The organism is Microbacterium sp. NRRL B-14842, from assembly GCF_050470785.1.
Genome location: NZ_JBFLUM010000001.1, coordinates 2,678,062 through 2,696,213, shown reverse-complemented (window position 1 = coordinate 2,696,213; position 18,152 = coordinate 2,678,062). Strand labels below are relative to the sequence as shown.

Sequence of the window (18,152 nt, the reverse complement as noted above, 5' to 3'; positions counted from 1 at the left end):
CCATTCGCGCTACGTGAAGCGGGTCAGCGGGCGACGCGGGCAGCGATGTCGGTGCGGTGGTGGGAGCCCTCGAGGCGGATGCGGCCGAGGGCGTCGTAGGCGCGGGCGCGGGCGGTGCGGAAGTCCGGGGCGACAGCGACGACGTTCAGCACACGGCCGCCCGTCGCGATGAGCGAGCCCCCGGGTGCGTCGGGGCTGGCGGTCGCGGCGTGCACCAGACGGACGCCCTCGACCGCGGCGGCGTCGGTCAGGCCCTCGATCGGACGCCCGGTCTGCGGCGCCTCGGGATATCCCTCGCTCGCCAGGACCACGGTGATCGCGACCTCATCGCGGAACACGGGCTCCGGCTGGTCCTCGAGCGTGCCGGAGGCGGCGGCGAAGAGGAGCTGGGACAGCGGGGTCTCCAGCCGCGGCAGCACGACCTGGGTCTCCGGGTCGCCGAAGCGCGCGTTGAACTCGATCACGCGCACGCCCTGCGGGGTGAGGATGAGGCCGGCGTAGAGGAGCCCGATGAACGGGGTCCCCTCGGCATCGAGCTGTCGGACGACCGGGAGCGCGACGTCGCGGGTGACCTCCTCGACGAACGCCTGCTCGCTGCCGAACTGCTCCGCGAGCCAGGGCAGGGGGGAGTACGCCCCCATGCCGCCGGTGTTGGGGCCGGCGTCGCCGTCGAGGGCCCGCTTGAAGTCCTGTGCCGGGCTGAGGGCGCGTACCGTGTCGCCGTCGCTGAGGAAGAACAGCGAGACCTCGGGGCCGGACAGGAACTCCTCGACCAGGACGGGGCCGGCCGGGAGGTACTGCTCCGCGTGGGCCAGGGCCTCGGCGCGGTCGGAGGTGACGATGACACCCTTGCCCGCGGCGAGTCCATCGGCCTTGACCACGTGCGGGGCGCCGAGCTCCTCGAACGCGGCTTCGACGTCGGCGACCGTGGCAGCGCGGACCGCGCGGCCGGTCGGCACACCGGCGGCGTCCATGACGCGCTTGGCGAAGGCCTTGGAGCCCTCGAGCTGCGCGGCGGCCTTGCCGGGTCCGAAGACGGGGATGCCGCGGCCGCGGAGCTCGTCCGCGACGCCTGCCACGAGCGGAGCCTCCGGGCCGATGACGACGAGGTCGATCGCGTGCTCGTTCGCGAAGGCCGTGACCGCGGCGCCGTCCAGCGGGTCGAGGGCGACGGGGGTCGCGTCCTGCGCGATGCCGGCGTTGCCGGGGGCGACGAGGATCTCGTGCGCGGTGGACTCGGCGCGCAGCGCCAGGATGATCGCGTGCTCACGGGCACCGGAACCGAGGACGAGGATCTTCACGCGTCCAGCCTATCGAGGCACGTGCGCGGGGTTTCGGCCGGTCCCGCGTTCACAACTCAGGACGATCGGCGCGGCAGCCGGGATCCGACGGCATATCCGGACCGATCCGCCGCGGTTCTCCTGAGCTGTGCACGGAGGTCGGGAGGGTCAGAGCGCGATCGGGCGCTCGTCCGCGGTGTCCCAGGGCACGGTCCAGCCGGTCGCGTCGAACAGCGCGTCGAGAACCATGGCGGTGAAGCCCCACACGATCGTGCCGTCCACGTCGAAGGCGGGTCCGCGGAACGTGCGGCCGGCACGGGACAGGGTCGAGGTGAAACGGGTCGCCGGGTCGAGGAGCTGGGCGACGGGGACGCGGAACACCTCGACGGTCTCCGCGTGGTCGACGGCGACGACGCGGGACGGCGACTGCCACCAGGCGAGCACGGGGGTGACGAGGTGGTTGCTGGCAGCGAGGGGGATGACGGGGAGCGTGGCGAGCACCTCCACGCCGTCGGGGTCGAGGCCGGTCTCCTCCTCGGCCTCCCGCAGCGCCGTGGCGACCGCGTCGGCGTCGGCCGCTTCGGCGCGTCCGCCGGGGAAGGAGACCTGGCCCGGATGCGAGGAGAGCGTCGGAGCGCGACGCTGCAGCAGGACGTCGAGATCGCGCGCGACCGCCGCGTCCACGGTCGGTGCGGGGATGTGGTCGAGGACGCCGAAGAGGATGAGCACGGAGGCGTCGTGGGCGCCGCCCGGGTCCGCGAGCGGAGGGATCGGCACGCTCCAGGAGTGGTCGGCCGCGGCGGCGAGCAGCTCGGCCCGGGCGCCCTGCGGATGCATGCTCATGTCCTCGAGCTTATGACCCGGTCCGGGGCGGCGGATCTAGGGTGGGGGGATGGCCAGGAAGATCGACATCGTCGACGGGCGCGCGGCGCTCGGTGCCGTGCGCGACGCGGAAGCCGCGGGGACGAAGCCGGCGCGTGCGGAACTCGCGACCGCGGTGCGCTACCTGCTGCAGCTGCTCGACGAGAAGGCCCCTGGCAACAGCGTCGAGGTGCGGGTCCCGCCGTTCGGAGCCGTGCAGGTGATCCAGGGGCCGCGGCACACACGCGGCACGCCGCCGAACGTCGTGGAGATGGACGCGGCCACCTGGATCGCGGTCGCCACCGGCGCCGAACCGTGGGCGGACGCCGCGACGGCCGGGCGCATCCACGCCTCGGGCACGCGCGCTGACCTCACCGGCGTGCTCCCATTGCGTCCCTAGCGGCGGGCGACGACGAGCGGCACCCCGGTGCGCGGGTGCGGGAAGACGTCGACGGGCTGCCCGTAGACCTCCTCGATCCGCGCGGCCGTGAGGACCTCGTCCGGCGTGCCGGTGGCGGCGACCCGCCCGTCGGCGAGCAGGGTGACGCGGTCGGCATGCGCGAGCGCGGCGTTCAGATCGTGCAGCACGATCGCGACCGCGACCCCGGCCTCCGCCTGGGTGCGGACCACGCGCATCACGTCTTCGTGATGCTTGAGGTCCAGCGCCGCCGTGGGCTCGTCGAGCAGCAGGATCCCGGTGCTCTGGGCGAGCACGCGGGCGAGCGCCACCCGCGCGCGCTCACCGCCGGAGAGCGAGGGGACGGACCGCTCCCGCAGCGCCGCGACCTCGGTCGTCGCCATCGCCGTGGCCACGGCGCTGTCGTCCTCGGCGGCGGCCGGGGTCCGCGCCCACGGGGTGCGTCCCATCCGCACGACCTGCTCGACCGTGAAGGGGAAGGTGACGGTGTTCTCCTGCAGCAGCACGGCCCGGTGCCGGGCGAGGTCGCGGGGGCGGGTCGCCGCCACCGGACGGCCGTCGAGGAGGACGGTGCCCGAGACCGGAGCGATGTCGCCGGAGAGCACGCCGAACAGGGTGGACTTGCCCGCGCCGTTCGGCCCGACGAGGGCATGCACCTCCCCGGCGTGGATGTCGATGGCCGCGTCGGCGAGGATGGCGCGTCCGTCCCCGACGCGCACCGTGAGCCCGCGGCCCTGCAGCCGGAGGCTCACGCCCACCCTCCCGACCGCCGCCGCGTCCGCACGAGGAGCCAGAGGAAGAACGGGCCGCCCACGAGCGAGGTGATCATGCCGATCGGGAGGTCCGCGAGCGGCACCGCGGTGCGGGCCACGAGGTCGGCGACCGCGATGAGGAGGGCGCCGCCGAGGGCGGAGGCGATCACGAGCGGCAGGTGCGCCGGGCCGATCAGCATGCGCATGAGGTGGGGGACGACGAGTCCGGCGAAGCCGATGATCCCCGCGAAGGCCACCGCCGCGCAGACGAGCAGCGCCACGGTGACGATGACGACCATCCGCAGCAGCTCGACCGGGACGCCGAGATGCCGGGCGGTGCGCTCGCCGAGGGCGAAGAGGTCCAGGCCCGGCGCCACGATCAGGGCGACGACGATCCCGATCGCCACGAGCGGCGCGACGAGCTGGATGTTCGACCAGAGCGCGCCGTTCAGCGAGCCGAGCTGCCAGAACACGATCTGCTCGCGCGTCGAGGTCGTGCCGAGGAAGGTGAGGAAGGCCATGCCGGCGCCGGCGATGGCGTTGATCGCGATGCCGGTGAGCAGCAGGGTGACCACTTCGGTGCGGCCGCCGGAGCGGCTCAGCAGGTACACCGAGAAGACGGCCACGAGGCCGCCGAGGAAGGCGAAGGCGGGCGTGGTCCACATGCCGAAGGTGGCCAGGCCGAACGTGATGCTCGCCGCCGCTCCGAGCGCCGCGCCGGACGAGACGCCGACGACGCCCGCGTCGGCGAGCGGATTGCCGAAGATGGCCTGCATGAGCACACCGGAGACCGCGAGCGCGGCGCCGACGAGCAGGCCGAGGACCAGCCGCGGGAGGCGGAGGTTGAAGATCACGCCGTCGTCTGTCGCCGCAGCCGCAGCCCCCGTGGTGTCGATGCCGAGACCGCGCAGGAGCACGCCGACGAGCGCGGTCGGCGACAGGTCGTACTGCCCGCTCGTGATCGACGCGACGCAGGTGACGAGGAGGGCCACGACGAGGGCCACGACGACCGCCGCGAAGCGCAGTCCCCGATGCCGGGTCGGCGTCGGGGTGACGACCTCGCCGGTCACGAGGCGGGTTCCGGCGCGTACAGGGCGCGCGCGAGGGCGCTGATCACGTCGGCCGACCGGGGGCCGAAGCTGAGGATCTCGGCGTCCGCCATGTCGATCACCCGGCGATGTGCGCCCGCCGGGGTCTCGGCGATGGCGGGGATGCGTTCGATGAGTCCGTCGACGCCGCCGACCGATTCCAACCCGTCCGTCATCATCACGAGCACGTCGGGCTGCGCGGCGACGAGCGCTTCCGCGGTCATCGGCTTCATGCCCTCCCAGCCGATCTCCTCGGCGACGTCGACCCCGCCGACCGCGTCGATGAGGGAGTCCGCCCCCGAGTCCTCGCCGAAGATGTAGTACACGTTGGCGCTCCCGCGCACGTACAGGAACAGCATGCGGCCCCTGTCCGCCTCGGCGGGCGGGGTGACGGCGGCGATCTCCGCGATGGCGGCGTCGAGCTCGGCGTCGAGGCGGGCGATGAGCGCCGCACCGCGCGTCGGGACGCCGAGGGCCGTGGCGATCTCCGTCACGAGCGCGTCGGTGGTGTCGATCCGTCGGTCGCTGGAGATGACGACGACCGCGATTCCGGCGTCCCGCAGCTGCTGGCGGACCTCCTTCGGACCGATCGTGGTGTCGGTGAGCACGACGGTCGGGGCCAGTTCGAGGATCGCCTCCGGGTTGAGCGTGTGCCCGGTCTTGGTGACGACCGGAAGGTCCTCGGTGCCGGGGAACTGCGTGGACGCGTCGCGCCCGACGACCTGATCGCCGAGCCCGAGCGCGAACACGGTGGCGGCGATCGTGCCGGAGATGTCGATCGGGAGGATGCGATCGACGTCCGTGATGTCGACCTCGTGGCCTTCGCTGTCGGTCGCGGTGACCGGGAGCGCCGGGGCGGTGTCGTCATCGACGGGGACGACCGCGTGACTCGCGAGGCACGCGGTCGAGGGACCCGTGGCCGCGCGCACATCGGCGACCAGGTCGAGATCGGCGAGAGGAGTCGATGCCTGCGGGCACGCCTCGTCGACGGGAGGTGTCGACGCGGGGTCGGAATCCGGTCCGGCACAGGCGGCCAGTCCGAGAACCAGCGCGGCGGCGAGGAGCAGGGCAGGAGCGCGTCGCATTAGGCAAGGCTATCCTAAAACTTAACGTCCTCGCCGACGCCCCTCTACGCTCGGGATCGACGGCTTGCTTAGCCAAGCCTAACCAAAGTCCACTTCGCCCGACTGCCGTGCGGTACCGCCGGGAGCGCACGATCGATCGCGCCCCGCGGGCCGCGGAGAACCGTGAACGCCACAGCACATACCCCCTCAGCGAGCACACGCCTGCGTGTCCTGCTCGCCGCCCTCGTCTCCTTCGTCCTCGTCGCCGCCGGGGCGATGGCCAGCCCGCCGGCGCACGCTGCCGCGGCGACCGTCACCGCAACGGTGTCGTCCGCTGACACCACCGGCCTCACCGTGCAGGTGCGGGCCGAGGGTCTGCCGGACGTGACGGGCGTCTATGCCGCACTGATCGTGTCGGGCACCGAGAGCGGCGTCTCCGCCGGTGGTGGCTACGCCGCGTTCGCGCTGCCCTTCCCGAGCGTGCAGCAGGGGGCCGCCTCCTTCACGCTGCAGGCGCCCGTCGCGTCCCTGGACCGCACGAAGACGTACGAGGTGCTCGTCTGGCAGCAGCACTCCGCGCCGACAGCCGCCACGATCTACGGCCGCGGCGACGTCCCGGTGACGCCTGCGCAGTGGGACACGGTCTTCGGAACGACGCCCGTCGAGCCGGGCGAGACGGAGCCGGGCGAGACGACTCCGGGTGAGACGGATCCCGGTGAGACGGAGCCCGGGGAGACGGAGCCGGGCGAGACGGAGCCGGGGGAGACGGCCCCGGGCGAGACCGAGCCGGCGCCCGCCGAAGCCGCCATCGACGTGTTCCTCGCCGACGGCACCACGCCCGCTGCGGGTGCTCGCCTCCAGGCGGGTGACGAGATCGTCGTCAAGGGCACCGGATACGACCCGACCGCGAACGTCGGCGGGCGCGGCGTCCCGATCCCGTCGAACCTGCCCCAGGGCACCTATGTGGTCTTCGGCAACTTCGCCGCGACGTGGCAGCCCTCGCAGGGGGCGCCGTCCTCGGCGCGTTCGGTCGGTGCACAGGCCTGGGCGCTCGCCGAAGGCGTGCTGACCCAGGTCCCGGCGCAGTACCAGGGCGCGATCCGCGCACAGTGGGTGGACATCACCCCCGAGGGCTCGTTCCAGGTCACGCTCACGCTGAAGGACACTCCGGCGACGCCCGGCTCCTACGGCGTGTACACCTACCCGGCAGGCGGCGTCGTCAACGCCGACCAGGAGCGCCGCGTCGCTCTGGACTACCGCGTCGCCTCGGGGCTCACGACCACCGTGAAGGCGGCGACGGCCGATGACGGTCTCACGGTCACGGCAGCGGCGACGAAGCTCGGCGCCGTCTCGGGCGCCTACGCGGCACTGATCGAGAAGGGCACGGAGGCCGACGTCACGGCCGGAGGCGGCTTCCTCGCGATGCAGTACGTGCGCGGCATCACCGGTGGCGGCTTCAGCGTCGACCTGACCGCTGCGGCGACAGCGCTGGACCGGTCGAAGGCCTATGAGGTGATCGTCTGGCAGCAGCACACCATGCCGAATGCGAACACGATCTACGCGCGCTCCACCGTCACCGTCACCGACGCGCAGTGGAACGCCCTGCTGCCGTCCCCCGGGCCGTCGGTCACCACCGCCGTCACGGGAGCCTCGGCCGCGGACGGGCTCACGGTGAAGGCCACCGCCGCCGACCTCGGCGCGGTCACCGGCGCCTACGTGGCGCTCATCGAGACGGGGACCGAGGCTGACGTGACGGCCGGCGGCGGCTTCCTCGCCATGCAATACGTCCGGAACATCGGCTTCGGAGCCTTCGCGGTCGACCTGAACGCGGCGGCGAAGGATCTCAACCGGTCGAAGACGTACGAGGTGATCGTGTGGCAGCAGCACACGATGCCGACCGCCGACACCATCCACGCGCGGGGCGCGATCACGATCACCGATGCGCAGTGGCGCGCACTGCTCGGCGAGAAGCCGACCGAGCCGAAGCCCCCGGTCACGCCGAAACCCCCGGTGACGCCGACGAAGCCGGCTGCGACCGTCCCCGGCGGGTCGCTGCGCTGGGCCATCTCGTCCTCGTTCACGAACTACATCACCGGCCCGATCGCCCAGGGTGCGATCGCCGTATCCGGTGGCGCCACCCGATCCGGCGGTCAGTTCCAGTTCGGGCAGACCGTCGGCGGCGATTTCGACGCGACGTCCGGGCGCGGCAGCGTGGTCTACCGCGGCGCGGTGCGCTTCACCGGCCACCACGGGGTGCTCGACGTCACCGTCGCCGATCCGATGATCCGGATCACCTCGGCGTCCTCCGCCACGCTGTTCGTGACGAGCGGGGGTGCGCAGGTGCCGTTCGCGACCCTCGACCTCTCCCGCGCCGTCCGCACGGCGGCCGGCGGCGCCGTCACCTACACGGCGGCACCCGCCGCCCTCACGGACGCCGGGCGCGACCGCGTCCTCTCGGGATACGGCACCACGCTCAACCCCGTCTCGTTCACGATCGGCTCCGTCGCCGCCGCGCCCTCGGGCACCACGGGAACGGTCGCGGCGGCCGCGGTCGCGCCGAAGGCCACGCTCCCGGCGACCGCGCCGACGTCCACCGGCATCGAGGTCGACGAGAAGAACCTCGCCGCGCTCGCCGCCGGGAAGCCGGCCACGGTCTCCGCCTCCGGCTTCCGTGCGAACGAAAAGGGCATCACGGTGGTCGTGTACTCGACCCCGGTGCTGCTCGGCACCGTGACGGCGGATGCGTCGGGTGTCGCGACGTGGTCGGGTTCCCTCCCGGCGACGCTCGCGGACGGCGACCACACGCTCACCTTCCAGGGCTCCGTCGATCGCGGCCTCTCATTCACCCTCGCCAGAGCGACCACGGAACTCGGGGTGTGCACGGTGGAGGGAGCGACCCTGCACTGGGGCTACAAGGAGTCGTTCCGGACCTACATCGAGGGCATCGCGCGGGGCGGCTGGACGCTGACCGACGTGACGTACGAGTACCCCGCCTTCGTGTGGTCGAACGGCACCGGTTCGCTGGACGACGAGGCGCGCGCGGGGCTGGTCACGTACGGCGGCAGCATCGCCTTCACGGGCCACGACGGGGCGCTGAACACGACGCTGGCGAACGCGCGGGTCGAGCTCGCAGGCGACACCGGGTACCTCATCTTCGATGTCACCGGGACCACCCAGGACGGAGAGGCCGTGGCGCAGCAGGGGGTGCGTCTCGCGGAGTTCGCCCTCACGGACGCCGCCGTCACCGACGGTGCGCTGACCCTCGACGACGTACCCACGACACTGACCGCGGCCGGTGCCTCCGCGTTCGGCACGTATCAGGCGGGCGAGGGGCTCGACCCGGTCTCCGCCGTGATCCCGGTCGACGATGCGTGCGGCGCTCCTGCGGAGGAGGAGTCCGAGCCGGAGGCCGAAGCCGATGCGGCGGTGACCGCGATCAGCGCGCCGGTCGCCTCGGACGAGGCCCCGGTGTGGCCCTGGATCGTGGGCGGTCTGGTCGTCGTCGCGCTCGCCGCGACGGGCGGGGTGCTGATCGTGCGTCGCACCCGGAGGGGGGAGCCGGCCGAGACGACGACCGAGGTCTGAGACCGGCGGCTAGCGGAACCGCCCTCCCCGGTCATCCGGGGAGGGCGGTCTCGCATGCGGCTGCGCACGGCTGCGGAGGGTGGGAGAATGGAGGCATGCCCTCCCACGACACCCATCAGACCGTCGAAGCGACCGTGCGCCGCGTGCCGCGGTACGGCGTGCTCATGGGCATCGGGGTCGTGCTGGGCGTCATCGCCGCCGGCATCCTCACGATGGTCGGCAGCTTCGAGCAGTCGCAGGCGCTCGACGTCGTCTATCCGCCCGGTCAGGTCTTCGGCTTCCTCCTGCTCTGGACCGTGCCGATCGGTCTCGCGCTCGGCGGCGTGGCCGGTCTGGTGCTCGAGCGTCTCGCCCGCCGCCACGACCGCGTCGTGACCGTCGACCGGGAGACCGTCGTCGACGACGGCACCACGGACCGCGACTAGGCGAGCTCGGCGATCACGGGGCGGATCGCGGAGTCGAACGCCACGACGTCCCGGCGGAGCCCGTCCGTCACCGCGACCGTGAGGTCGCCGATCCACCAGATCCCGCGCTGCGACAGAGGCAGCACCTGCACGTTGAGCTCGAAGGAGTGCGCACGGCGCCCGATGTCGCGCTCGAACTCGGCGATCGCGCTCGCGTACGCCCGGTAGGCGTCCCCGCCGGTGTGGCTCTTCATCGACCCCACGTACCGGTCGTGTGCGGCGGTGGCATAGCGGAGCGCGGTGCCGGCATGCGGTCGGATCGCCGACGAGAGCGCCTCGGCGCCGGTCGCCGGGAGGGCCACCAGCGTGTCGAAACCGTCGATCAACTCCAGCGGGACGCCCGAGTGATGAGCCCGCGGCTCCACGGTCATGTCCCAGTAGCCCTGCCACTGCGCCTCGACCTCGGGCGGGGCGTCCACCGCGTCGGGTGCGCGGACCGACAGGTCGCGGAGGGACGGCAGATCCAGGGGTGCCCGGATGCCCAGCAGCTGGCGCAGGGCGAGCGCGACGAGCACGGGGACGCTCGCGTCTTCGCGGATGAGCCACTGCGGCTTGTCGGCCATGGCCCCATCGTAGGCGGGTGCAGCAGCCGTGCGGAGCCCCGGCACGGTAATGCCCGCGGAGAGCCGCGTCAACCCTCGCCGTGATCGCCGGATCCAGGGGTAGACCTGCTGACACGTCGGCGGCCGTCGGCGGGAGTCGAGAGGAAGAACGATGTCGCAGAGCAATGCAGAAGGTGCCGCGGGCAGCGGTACGACCGAGTCTCCGGGCACCGTCCGGACCGCCGCGCACGAGGCCGCAGGCGTCGCCGACGAGGCGAAGAGTCAGGCGGCGGGCGTCGTCGAGACCGCGAAGGCCGAGGCCGGTGCCGTCGCCCATGAGGCCAAGGACCAGGTTCGCGACCTGTACCACCAGACGAAGACCGAGCTGTCGGAGCAGGCGGCGGTGCAGCAGCGCCGTGTCGCGGACGGGCTCCGGTCCGTGGGCGGGGAGCTCGGCACGATGGCCGAGCGCTCGGACGGCGGTGTCGCCGCCGACCTCGTGCGCCAGGCGTCCACCCGGATCCAGGGCATCGCGGGCTGGATCGGCGACCGCGACCCCGGTTCGCTGCTCACGGAGGTGAAGTCGTACGCACGGGCGAAGCCCGGCACGTTCATCGCCGTGGCGGCACTCGCCGGTCTCGTCGCCGGGCGGCTGACCAGAGCGCTCTCCGAGGGCGCTGCCGAGTCGGCCTCCTCGGGGTCGGGTCCCGCCCGGTCCGGCTCTTCGTCGGCCGCAGGGGCGACGGCAGCCGCCGTTCCGCCGCGTCCCGTCGTCCCCGCGGCGACCACGCCCGGGGCGGTTCCCGGTGGTGCGGGCGCGGCCGGTGTCGCCGGAGGCGCGGGAGTCGCCGAGAACACCACCCTCGGTCAGCCGCCGCTGCCGACCGATGGCACGGTCCCCGGAGCGCCGGACGGGATGAGCGGTATCGACGCCGGCACCGCGCCGTGGGGCGTCACACCGCACGGCGAGACGGTGGATGACGGGGACACTCCGCTCTACGACCGGACGGATGCCGCCACCCGCGGCTCCGATGAAGAGGGACGACCATGACCGACCCCATCCCCACACCTTCGGAGCAGAAGGCCGAGACCACATCTCTCGGCGATCTGCTCAGCGAGGTCACCACTGATCTGTCGACCCTGATGCGGCAGGAGCTGGAGTTGGCGAAGGCCGAACTCAAGCAATCGGCCACGCGCGCCGGCCGGGGGGCGGGCATGCTCGGCGGGGCCGGATACGGCGCGCTCATGGCCGTGTTCTTCCTGTCGGTGGCCCTCTGGTGGGCCCTCGGCGCCTATGTCACCGGTCTCGGCTGGTCGGCCGTGATCGTCGCCGTCATCTGGGCGGTGATCGCCCTCGTCCTGTTCGTGCTGGGACGCAAGCAGTTGAAGAGCATCGAAGGGGCTCCGCGCACCGTGGACACCCTCAAGCGCATCCCTGATGCGGTGAAGAGGAATGAGGAGAACAAATGAGCGATTCACCCGACGCGATCCGCGCCGACATCGAGCGGACCCGAGCGGAGTTCGGCAGGGACGTCGACGCTCTCGCCGACAAGGTCACCCCCTCGAAGGTCGTGCACCGGCAGACGCAGAAGATGAAGGGCGCGGTGCGCTCGGTCGTCGACCGGGTCATGGGCGCCGCCGATGACGCCGGGGACCGGCTGGGGGACGCCTCCTCCTCGGTCGCCGATGCCGGGCGGCACACCGTCGCCAAGGCGCAGGGGAATCCGCTGGCGGTGGGCCTCATGGCCTTCGCCGCCGGCCTCGTCGTGGCCGCCGTCATCCCCGCCTCCTCGAAGGAGAAGGAACTGGCCGAGGACATCAAGGAGAAGGCCCAGCCTCTCGTCGATGAGGCGACCGACGTCGCCAAGACGATCGGACAGGACCTCAAGGAGCCGGCGCAGGAGGCCTTCGCCGCCGTCAAGGATGAGGCCGCCGGCGCCGCAGCCCACGTCCGCGACGACGCGACCCACGCCGTCGACGAGGTGAAGGGCAGCGCTCAGGACGCTCGCGACAACGTCGCAGGCCAGAGCTGACCGCACGGAACCCCGTTGCACGAGGGCCCGGTCCGATCCGTCGGACCGGGCCCTTCGCGTCGCGGGCGAGCGTCAGTTCTCGATGCCGGTGCTTCCGGGTGCGGAGTCTGCGTGGGTGGCGGACCGACGGCTGAGCAGGATCCCCGCTGCGAGCGCCAGCACCGCCCCGGTGGCGAGTCCGATCAGACCGCCGGGGTCGCCGCCGGTGGCCGCGAGGCCCGTGGTCGGCGGCGAGGGCGGTGCCGGCGGCGTCGAGGGTGACGGCGGTTCCGTCGTGGTCGGCGGCGTGCTCGGGGACGGCGGGGAGAGCGTGGCCGGGTTGGTCAGCTCGACAGCCACGACCGACCCTGCGCCGATCGTGAGCTGTGCTCCTTCGTCCGTCGTGGTCACGCCGTCGCCGCGGAACTGCGGAGTTCCCCACACGACGCCGGGGACGGCATCCGCGGTGTGCTCGGACAGCGTCACGACCGTGCCGACGGGAATCCGCCCGATGCTTCGGTCGGTGCCGTCCACGGGCAGCGTGAGGGTACCGGTGACGGGGCTGTCCGCTCCGGGGTACGAGTAGTCGACGGCGAACGTCGCGCCGGCCGGGACGAGGGGTGCGGCCGCGCCCGTGATCCGCTTCGCGACCGAGAAGCCGCCGAGACCGTCGCCGTCGCCGTCGCCTCCGGCCAGGCTCGCGGTGACGGACGCCGTGGTGGTCGTGAAACTCGACCCGGAGACGGTGTTGCTGAACACCTGTCCGGTGTGCGCGTCTGCGGGCAGGCGCGTCTGGTACGAGACGCGATAGAGGCGGTCAGGCTCCGCCGGCGCGGCGAAGACCACTGTGAACGAGGAGCTGTCGGTGTCCGGGGTGAAGACATAGTCCGACCCGGCTGTGAGGGTGCGGAAGTCTGCGGCATCGAACAGGCCGCCGTTCCAGGCGTCCACGGCGACCGAACCGATCGCCACGGTGCTCGGCAGCAGGCTCAGCCCCGGGGTCGCGGTGTCGGTGAGGGTCGGGCGCTCGCCGCTGAGCAGGCGTCCCGGCACCCAGATGTACCACTCGATCGTCCCGTCGGCGGTCTGCACGCCCGACTTGGTCGCGTCCGTCGGGGCCGGCTCGGAGCGCTGCGGACCGACGCCGCCACCGGGGATCTCCACGGTGATCGGGCCTCCGTCCCCGGTGGTGAAGGTCACGGTGTCGTCTTCCGTGGTCTCCTCCGCCTTCATCTGGAAGAACAGGGTGCCGCGGACGTTGTCGTGCGTGAGGACGTAGTCGCTCAGCGTGCACGTGATGGCGGTCGCCGCGACGGTGCACGTGCCGACGGTGGCGCCGTCCGGGGCTCGCAGCGGGAAGGACGAGGTGACACCGACGAAGCGGGGCGTCGTCGGAAAGCTGAGCGAGAAAGTGTCTCCGGGCTGCGCGCTGTCGGGGACGGCCCACGTGGCCTCGAGGCGGAGGGTGTCGTACAGGTGCACCTCACCTGTCGGCTCCACCACCGTCGCCGAGGTGATGGCGTCCCACTCCGCGGCGTGCGCCGCCGGCGGCACGGCGAGCCCGACCAGCGCAAGGAGGGCGATGGCACTGCTCACGCCGACAACGCTCCTCCCCTGTCGTCGCTGCGTTCTCCTCTTCTGCGCGCGCACTGTCCACCTCTCCTGTTCTTTCCGGGAACCCCGGACACCGGACCCGCCTGCTTCGGCGATAGACTCTCACATGCGCAGATGATTACGCCACATATGAGGACTGATATGTGCAGATCGCGGCGGGTGAACCGGGAAGGAGGCGGCGAGCCGAGTGGTCGGCCGCGGGCGGTAGGCTGTTCGAGTGGCTGCCTCCCCCACCAACCCCTATTCCGAAGCCGGCGTCGACACCGCGGCGGGTGACCTCGCCGTCGAACTGATGAAGTCCTCCGTCCGTGCCACGCACGGCCCCGAGGTGCTCGGCGGTGTCGGCGGATTCGCCGGCCTGTTCGACGCCAGCACGCTGCGGGACTTCCGTCGTCCGCTGCTCGCGACCAGCACCGACGGCGTCGGCACGAAGGTCGCCATCGCGCAGGCCATCGACAAGCACGACACGATCGGCCAGGACCTCGTCGGCATGGTCGTCGACGACATCGTGGTGGTGGGCGCGAAGCCGCTCTTCATGACCGACTACATCGCCTGTGGCAAGGTCGTCCCCGAGCGGATCGCGGACATCGTGCGCGGCATCGCGGAGGCGTGCGCGGCGACGGGCACCGCCCTCGTCGGAGGTGAGACGGCGGAGCATCCCGGCCTCCTCGGTCCGCGCGACTACGACGTCGCCGGGGCGGCGACGGGCGTGGTCGAGGCCGACGCCATCCTCGGCGCCGAGCGCGTGCAGGACGGCGATGCGGTCATCGCGGTCGCCTCCAGCGGCCTGCACTCCAACGGCTACTCTCTCGTGCGTCACATCATCACCCGCGCCGGGATCTCCTACGGTGACAACGCCGCGGACTTCGGCTCGACCTGGGGCGAGGCCCTCCTCGAGCCGACCCGGCTCTACACGCTTCCGCTCCTGCGCCTGATCGAGGCCTCCGGCGGAGTCCACGCCCTGAGCCACGTCACCGGCGGGGGTATCGCCGCCAACCTCGCCCGCGTGCTGCCGCAGGGAAGCTGGGTCGAGGTCGACCGCAGCACGTGGTCGCCGAGCCCGGTCTTCCGTGTGCTGAGCGACATCGCCGGTTCCACGCTCGAGTCCGCCGAGGGCACCTGGAACCTCGGCATCGGATTCCTCGCCGTGGTGGCGGCGGACAAGAAGGACGCCGCGATCGCGGCGCTGAACGCCGAGGGCATGCCCTCCTGGCAGGTCGGCACGGTGGGCTTCGGCCCGCGTCCGGCCGGCGAATTCGAACAGGGCGCCAAGGGCGTCGATGGTGGAGCGGTGCGCCTCGTCGGCGCCTACGCGGACGGAGCGAAGTAAGAGCCCATGTGCGGCATCGTCGGAATGGTGGGCTCTGCCCCGGTCAATCAGGACATCTACGACGCCCTCCTGCTGCTGCAGCATCGCGGGCAGGACGCGACGGGCATCGCGACTGCTGAGGCGAACGGCGTCATGCACAACGCCAAGGCTCAGGGGATGGTGCGCGAGGCGTTCCGCACCCGTGACATGCGCGGCCTGCTGGGCAACGTCGGCCTCGGCCACGTCCGCTACGCCACCAAGGGCACCGCGTCCAGCGAAGAGGAGATGCAGCCGTTCTACGTGAACGCGCCCTACGGCATCATCCTCATCCACAACGGCAACCTCACGAACACGCGCGAACTCGCCGCCGACATGGCACAGCGCGACCGTCGGCACCTGAACTCGTCGAGCGACACCGAGCTGCTGCTCAACGTGCTCGCCGGTGAGCTGCAGGCCACGACCTCCACGGTCGACCTCGACCCCGACCGGATCTTCGAGGCCGTCGCCCGCACGCATGACCGCATCGAGGGCGCGTACGCCGTGATCGCCGTGATCGCCAACTACGGCCTGCTCGCGTTCCGGGATCCGTTCGGCATCCGTCCGCTGATCCTGGGTCGTCGTCCTTCGACCGTCGTCGGCGCTGAGGGCAAGGACGAGTGGGTCGTGGCGAGCGAGTCGCTCGTGCTCGAGAACGGCGACTACGAGGTCGTGCGCGAGGTCGAGCCCGGAGAGGCCGTCTTCATCACGAACGACGGCGAGCTGTTCTCCCAGCAGTGCGCCACCGCCGCGACGCTCGCACCCTGTGCGTTCGAGTACGTCTACCTCGCCCGTCCGGACTCGGTCATGAACGGCATCTCGGTGTACGAGTCGCGCCTGCGGATGGGCGACAAGCTCGCCGACACGATCGCGAAGCACGTGCCGATGGACAAGATCGACGTGGTCATGCCGATCCCCGACTCGTCCCGTCCCGCGGCCATGGAGGTCGCCCGCAAGCTCGGCATCGAGTACCGCGAGGGCTTCTACAAGAACCGCTACGTCGGCCGCACCTTCATCATGCCGGGGCAGGCGGTGCGCAAGAAGAGCGTCCGCCAGAAGCTCAACGCCATGTCGACGGAGTTCCAGGGCAAGAACGTGCTCCTGATCGACGACTCCATCGTGCGCGGCACCACCTCGAAGGAGATCATCCAGATGGCCCGGGATGCCGGAGCCGCCTCGGTGACGTTCGCCTCCGCCGCCCCGCCGGTCCGGCACCCGCACGTGTACGGCATCAACATGCCGTCGCGGCACGAGCTCATCGCCCATGGCCGCACGATCCCGGAGATCGCGGAGGAGCTGGGCTGCGACCACCTCGTGTACCAGGAGGTCGACGACCTGAAGGCCGCGATCACCGAGGGCTCCGCGCTGGAGGATCTCGACATGAGCTGCTTCGACGGCCGCTACGTCACCGGCACCGTCACCGACGAGTACCTCGCCTGGGTGGAGGGGTCGCAGACCTCTTGATGTCCGGGTCCCTGAGCTCGCCGCAGGGCCGACCCCTCTGGCAGGGGCGCGCCCTCGCGTTGATCGGGATCGTGCTGGTCGCGTTCTCGCTGCGGTCGGCCGTCGCCTCGCTCTCTCCGGTCCTGGACCACGTCGCCGAGGACTTCCCGGTGGCCCCCGTGATCGTGGGGTTGATCGGCGCCGCTCCGCCCGTGTGCTTCGCGCTGTTCGGGCTGCTGACCCCGCTGTTCGAGCGCCGGTTCGGGCTGGAGCGGATGGCGGTCGCGGCGATCGTGCTGATGGCGGCGGGCATGCTGCTGCGCGGCCTCGCCCCCGACTCCTGGAGTCTGCTCGCGGCGACCGCGGTCGTGTTCGCCGGCGTGGGGTCGGGCAACGTCCTGCTGCCGCCGCTGGTCAAGAAGTACTTCGCCGACCGGCTCGGCGTCATGATGACGGCGTACTCCACGACGCTCGCGGTCTCGACCTTCCTGCCGCCGCTGGTCGCCGTCCCCGTCGCCGACTCGCTCGGGTGGCGGATCTCGCTGGGTATGTGGGGCGTGGTGGCCGCACTCGCCCTCGTGCCGTGGGTCACGCTGCTGGTGCGCTCCCGCGGTGACGACCGCCCGGTGCCGACGGAGCTCCTGGTCCCTGACCCCACCGACGGCGTGGACGATGTGCGCGACGCGGTCGCCGCCTCGACGGGGCCGATCACGACACAGTCGGCGAGTCCCCGTGTCTTCGGCCGGCTCTGGCGGCTGCCGCTGGCGTGGGCGCTCGCCCTCGTGTTCGGCACGTCGTCGACCATGGCCTATGTCGCCTTCGCCTGGCTGCCGACCATCCTCGTGGACCTCGGCGGCGTGACCCCGGCGACGGCCGGCTTCCTGCTCTCGCTGTTCGCGCTGGTCGGCCTGCCGTGCTCCATGCTCGTGCCGGTGCTGGTCGTGCGGTTCCAGGCGACCCGCCCGCTGTTCTTCGTTGCCGTGGTCGCCGGCCTCGTCGGGCTCGCCGGCCTGCTGCTCTTCCCGACCGTCGCGCTGCCGCTGTGGGTGGCGATCTTCGGGCTCACCGCGATCATGTTCCCGCTGAGCCTCGTGCTCCTGAGCATCCGCGCGCGTACGCCGGAGAGCGCCGTCGCCCTCAGCGGCTTCGTGCAGAGCATCGGCTACGCGATCGCGGCGGTGTTCCCGCTCCTCGTCGGCCTTCTCCACGACACCAGCGGCGGGTGGCAGGTGCCGCTTCTCGTGGTGGCGGGGGTGCTGGTCGTCTCGGTGCCCGCGGGGATCATCGCCGGTCGCCGCCGCACGATCGAGGACGAGTGGGAGCGGCGTCACGGCCGCTGGTGACGATCGCTGTCAGAGCGCTCGTCGGTGCGGCGCGGCTGCGCCAGTACGATCGGATGCGCTGTCCTCCGAAAAGCGGGCAGCCTGGTGTTCCTCTGCGCTGTATGGTGACATGTGAAATGTCAGTCGTTAGTGACGACGGAGGACTCATGACGCAATCGGTTCTCTCAACGCGTGAAGATGTGGGAGTCGCGCCAGCGAGGGTGCGGAGATGGGCGATGCTCGTGCTCGCACTGGCTTACATCGCGTTCGCAACGTACTACTATCTCGGACCGGCAAAACCGACAAACGACGTCGTCGTCGTGGGGCTCTCTGTCTTGTGGAGTGCATGGCTCGGCATGCTG

Annotated in this window: 16 protein-coding genes; 9 read left to right on the top strand and 7 right to left on the bottom strand. The window is 71.8% G+C overall.

Features of this window, described 5'->3' with window-relative positions:
• Positions 1-23: 23 nt before the first annotated feature.
• Positions 24-1,301, bottom strand: coding sequence for a phosphoribosylamine--glycine ligase (purD, locus tag AB1285_RS13180; protein WP_268777711.1), 1,278 nt, complete (start codon positions 1,299-1,301; stop codon positions 24-26).
• A gap of 147 nt (positions 1,302-1,448) precedes the next feature.
• Entirely contained in the window at positions 1,449-2,123 is a 675-nt protein-coding gene (locus AB1285_RS13175; RefSeq protein ID WP_268777710.1) for an NUDIX hydrolase, read from the bottom strand.
• A 49-nt stretch (positions 2,124-2,172) separates the two neighbouring features.
• On the opposite strand from AB1285_RS13175, the gene AB1285_RS13170 reads away from it, so the two are divergent.
• Positions 2,173-2,541 (top strand): sterol carrier family protein, encoded by a 369-nt coding sequence (locus AB1285_RS13170; protein ID WP_187663089.1) that lies wholly within the window; start codon positions 2,173-2,175, stop codon positions 2,539-2,541.
• Here the strand turns inward: AB1285_RS13170 and AB1285_RS13165 are convergent.
• From AB1285_RS13165 to AB1285_RS13155, 3 genes are read right to left on the bottom strand one after another with little or no spacing between them, the layout of a single operon-like run.
• Positions 2,538-3,311, bottom strand: a complete 774-nt coding sequence (locus AB1285_RS13165; RefSeq protein ID WP_363444926.1) for a heme ABC transporter ATP-binding protein — start codon at positions 3,309-3,311, stop codon at positions 2,538-2,540. The genes AB1285_RS13170 and AB1285_RS13165 overlap by 4 nt on opposite strands.
• Positions 3,308-4,381, bottom strand: coding sequence for a FecCD family ABC transporter permease (locus AB1285_RS13160; protein WP_268777708.1), 1,074 nt, complete (start codon positions 4,379-4,381; stop codon positions 3,308-3,310). The genes AB1285_RS13165 and AB1285_RS13160 overlap by 4 nt, the downstream gene beginning before the upstream one ends.
• Positions 4,378-5,484, bottom strand: a complete 1,107-nt coding sequence (locus tag AB1285_RS13155) for a heme/hemin ABC transporter substrate-binding protein (protein WP_370429075.1) — start codon at positions 5,482-5,484, stop codon at positions 4,378-4,380. The genes AB1285_RS13160 and AB1285_RS13155 overlap by 4 nt, the downstream gene beginning before the upstream one ends.
• A gap of 162 nt (positions 5,485-5,646) precedes the next feature.
• Between AB1285_RS13155 and AB1285_RS13150 the strand changes: the two genes are divergently transcribed.
• Together AB1285_RS13150 and AB1285_RS13145 are read left to right on the top strand one after the other, a co-directional pair.
• Positions 5,647-9,048, top strand: a complete 3,402-nt coding sequence (locus AB1285_RS13150) for an HtaA domain-containing protein (protein ID WP_370429076.1) — start codon at positions 5,647-5,649, stop codon at positions 9,046-9,048.
• A gap of 95 nt (positions 9,049-9,143) precedes the next feature.
• The gene (locus AB1285_RS13145) at positions 9,144-9,473 is read left to right on the top strand and encodes a potassium transporter Trk (protein ID WP_187663094.1); all 330 of its coding nucleotides are present in this window, start codon (positions 9,144-9,146) and stop codon (positions 9,471-9,473) included.
• Here AB1285_RS13145 and AB1285_RS13140 read toward each other — a convergent pair.
• Positions 9,470-10,075, bottom strand: coding sequence for a zinc-binding alcohol dehydrogenase (locus AB1285_RS13140; RefSeq protein ID WP_187663095.1), 606 nt, complete (start codon positions 10,073-10,075; stop codon positions 9,470-9,472). The genes AB1285_RS13145 and AB1285_RS13140 overlap by 4 nt on opposite strands.
• A gap of 151 nt (positions 10,076-10,226) precedes the next feature.
• Between AB1285_RS13140 and AB1285_RS13135 the strand changes: the two genes are divergently transcribed.
• Genes AB1285_RS13135 through AB1285_RS13125 form a run of 3 tightly spaced genes read left to right on the top strand, consistent with a single transcriptional unit; the run spans position 10,227 to position 12,087 of the window.
• A complete protein-coding gene (locus AB1285_RS13135; RefSeq protein WP_370429077.1) occupies positions 10,227-11,105 on the top strand; it encodes a hypothetical protein in 879 nt (292 codons plus the stop codon).
• Complete coding sequence (locus AB1285_RS13130) at positions 11,102-11,524, top strand: phage holin family protein (protein ID WP_370429078.1); 423 nt, start codon at positions 11,102-11,104, stop codon at positions 11,522-11,524. The genes AB1285_RS13135 and AB1285_RS13130 overlap by 4 nt, the downstream gene beginning before the upstream one ends.
• A complete protein-coding gene (locus tag AB1285_RS13125; protein ID WP_370429079.1) occupies positions 11,521-12,087 on the top strand; it encodes a DUF3618 domain-containing protein in 567 nt (188 codons plus the stop codon). The genes AB1285_RS13130 and AB1285_RS13125 overlap by 4 nt, the downstream gene beginning before the upstream one ends.
• A 72-nt stretch (positions 12,088-12,159) precedes the next feature.
• Here AB1285_RS13125 and AB1285_RS13120 read toward each other — a convergent pair whose 3' ends face one another.
• Positions 12,160-13,662, bottom strand: a complete 1,503-nt coding sequence (locus AB1285_RS13120) for a DUF5979 domain-containing protein (RefSeq protein ID WP_370429080.1) — start codon at positions 13,660-13,662, stop codon at positions 12,160-12,162.
• Positions 13,663-13,897: 235 nt separating this feature from the next.
• Here AB1285_RS13120 and purM point away from each other — a divergent pair, with 235 nt between their 5' ends.
• From purM to AB1285_RS13105, 3 genes are read left to right on the top strand one after another with little or no spacing between them, the layout of a single operon-like run.
• Positions 13,898-15,010, top strand: a complete 1,113-nt coding sequence (purM, locus tag AB1285_RS13115) for a phosphoribosylformylglycinamidine cyclo-ligase (protein ID WP_370429081.1) — start codon at positions 13,898-13,900, stop codon at positions 15,008-15,010.
• Between the two features lie 6 nt (positions 15,011-15,016).
• Positions 15,017-16,489: an amidophosphoribosyltransferase gene (gene purF, locus AB1285_RS13110; protein ID WP_259952892.1), complete on the top strand. Its 1,473-nt coding sequence runs from the start codon at positions 15,017-15,019 to the stop codon at positions 16,487-16,489.
• Positions 16,489-17,811, top strand: coding sequence for a CynX/NimT family MFS transporter (locus AB1285_RS13105; protein ID WP_187663102.1), 1,323 nt, complete (start codon positions 16,489-16,491; stop codon positions 17,809-17,811). Before purF ends, AB1285_RS13105 begins: the two co-directional genes overlap by 1 nt.
• The last annotated feature ends 341 nt before the right edge of the window (positions 17,812-18,152 follow it).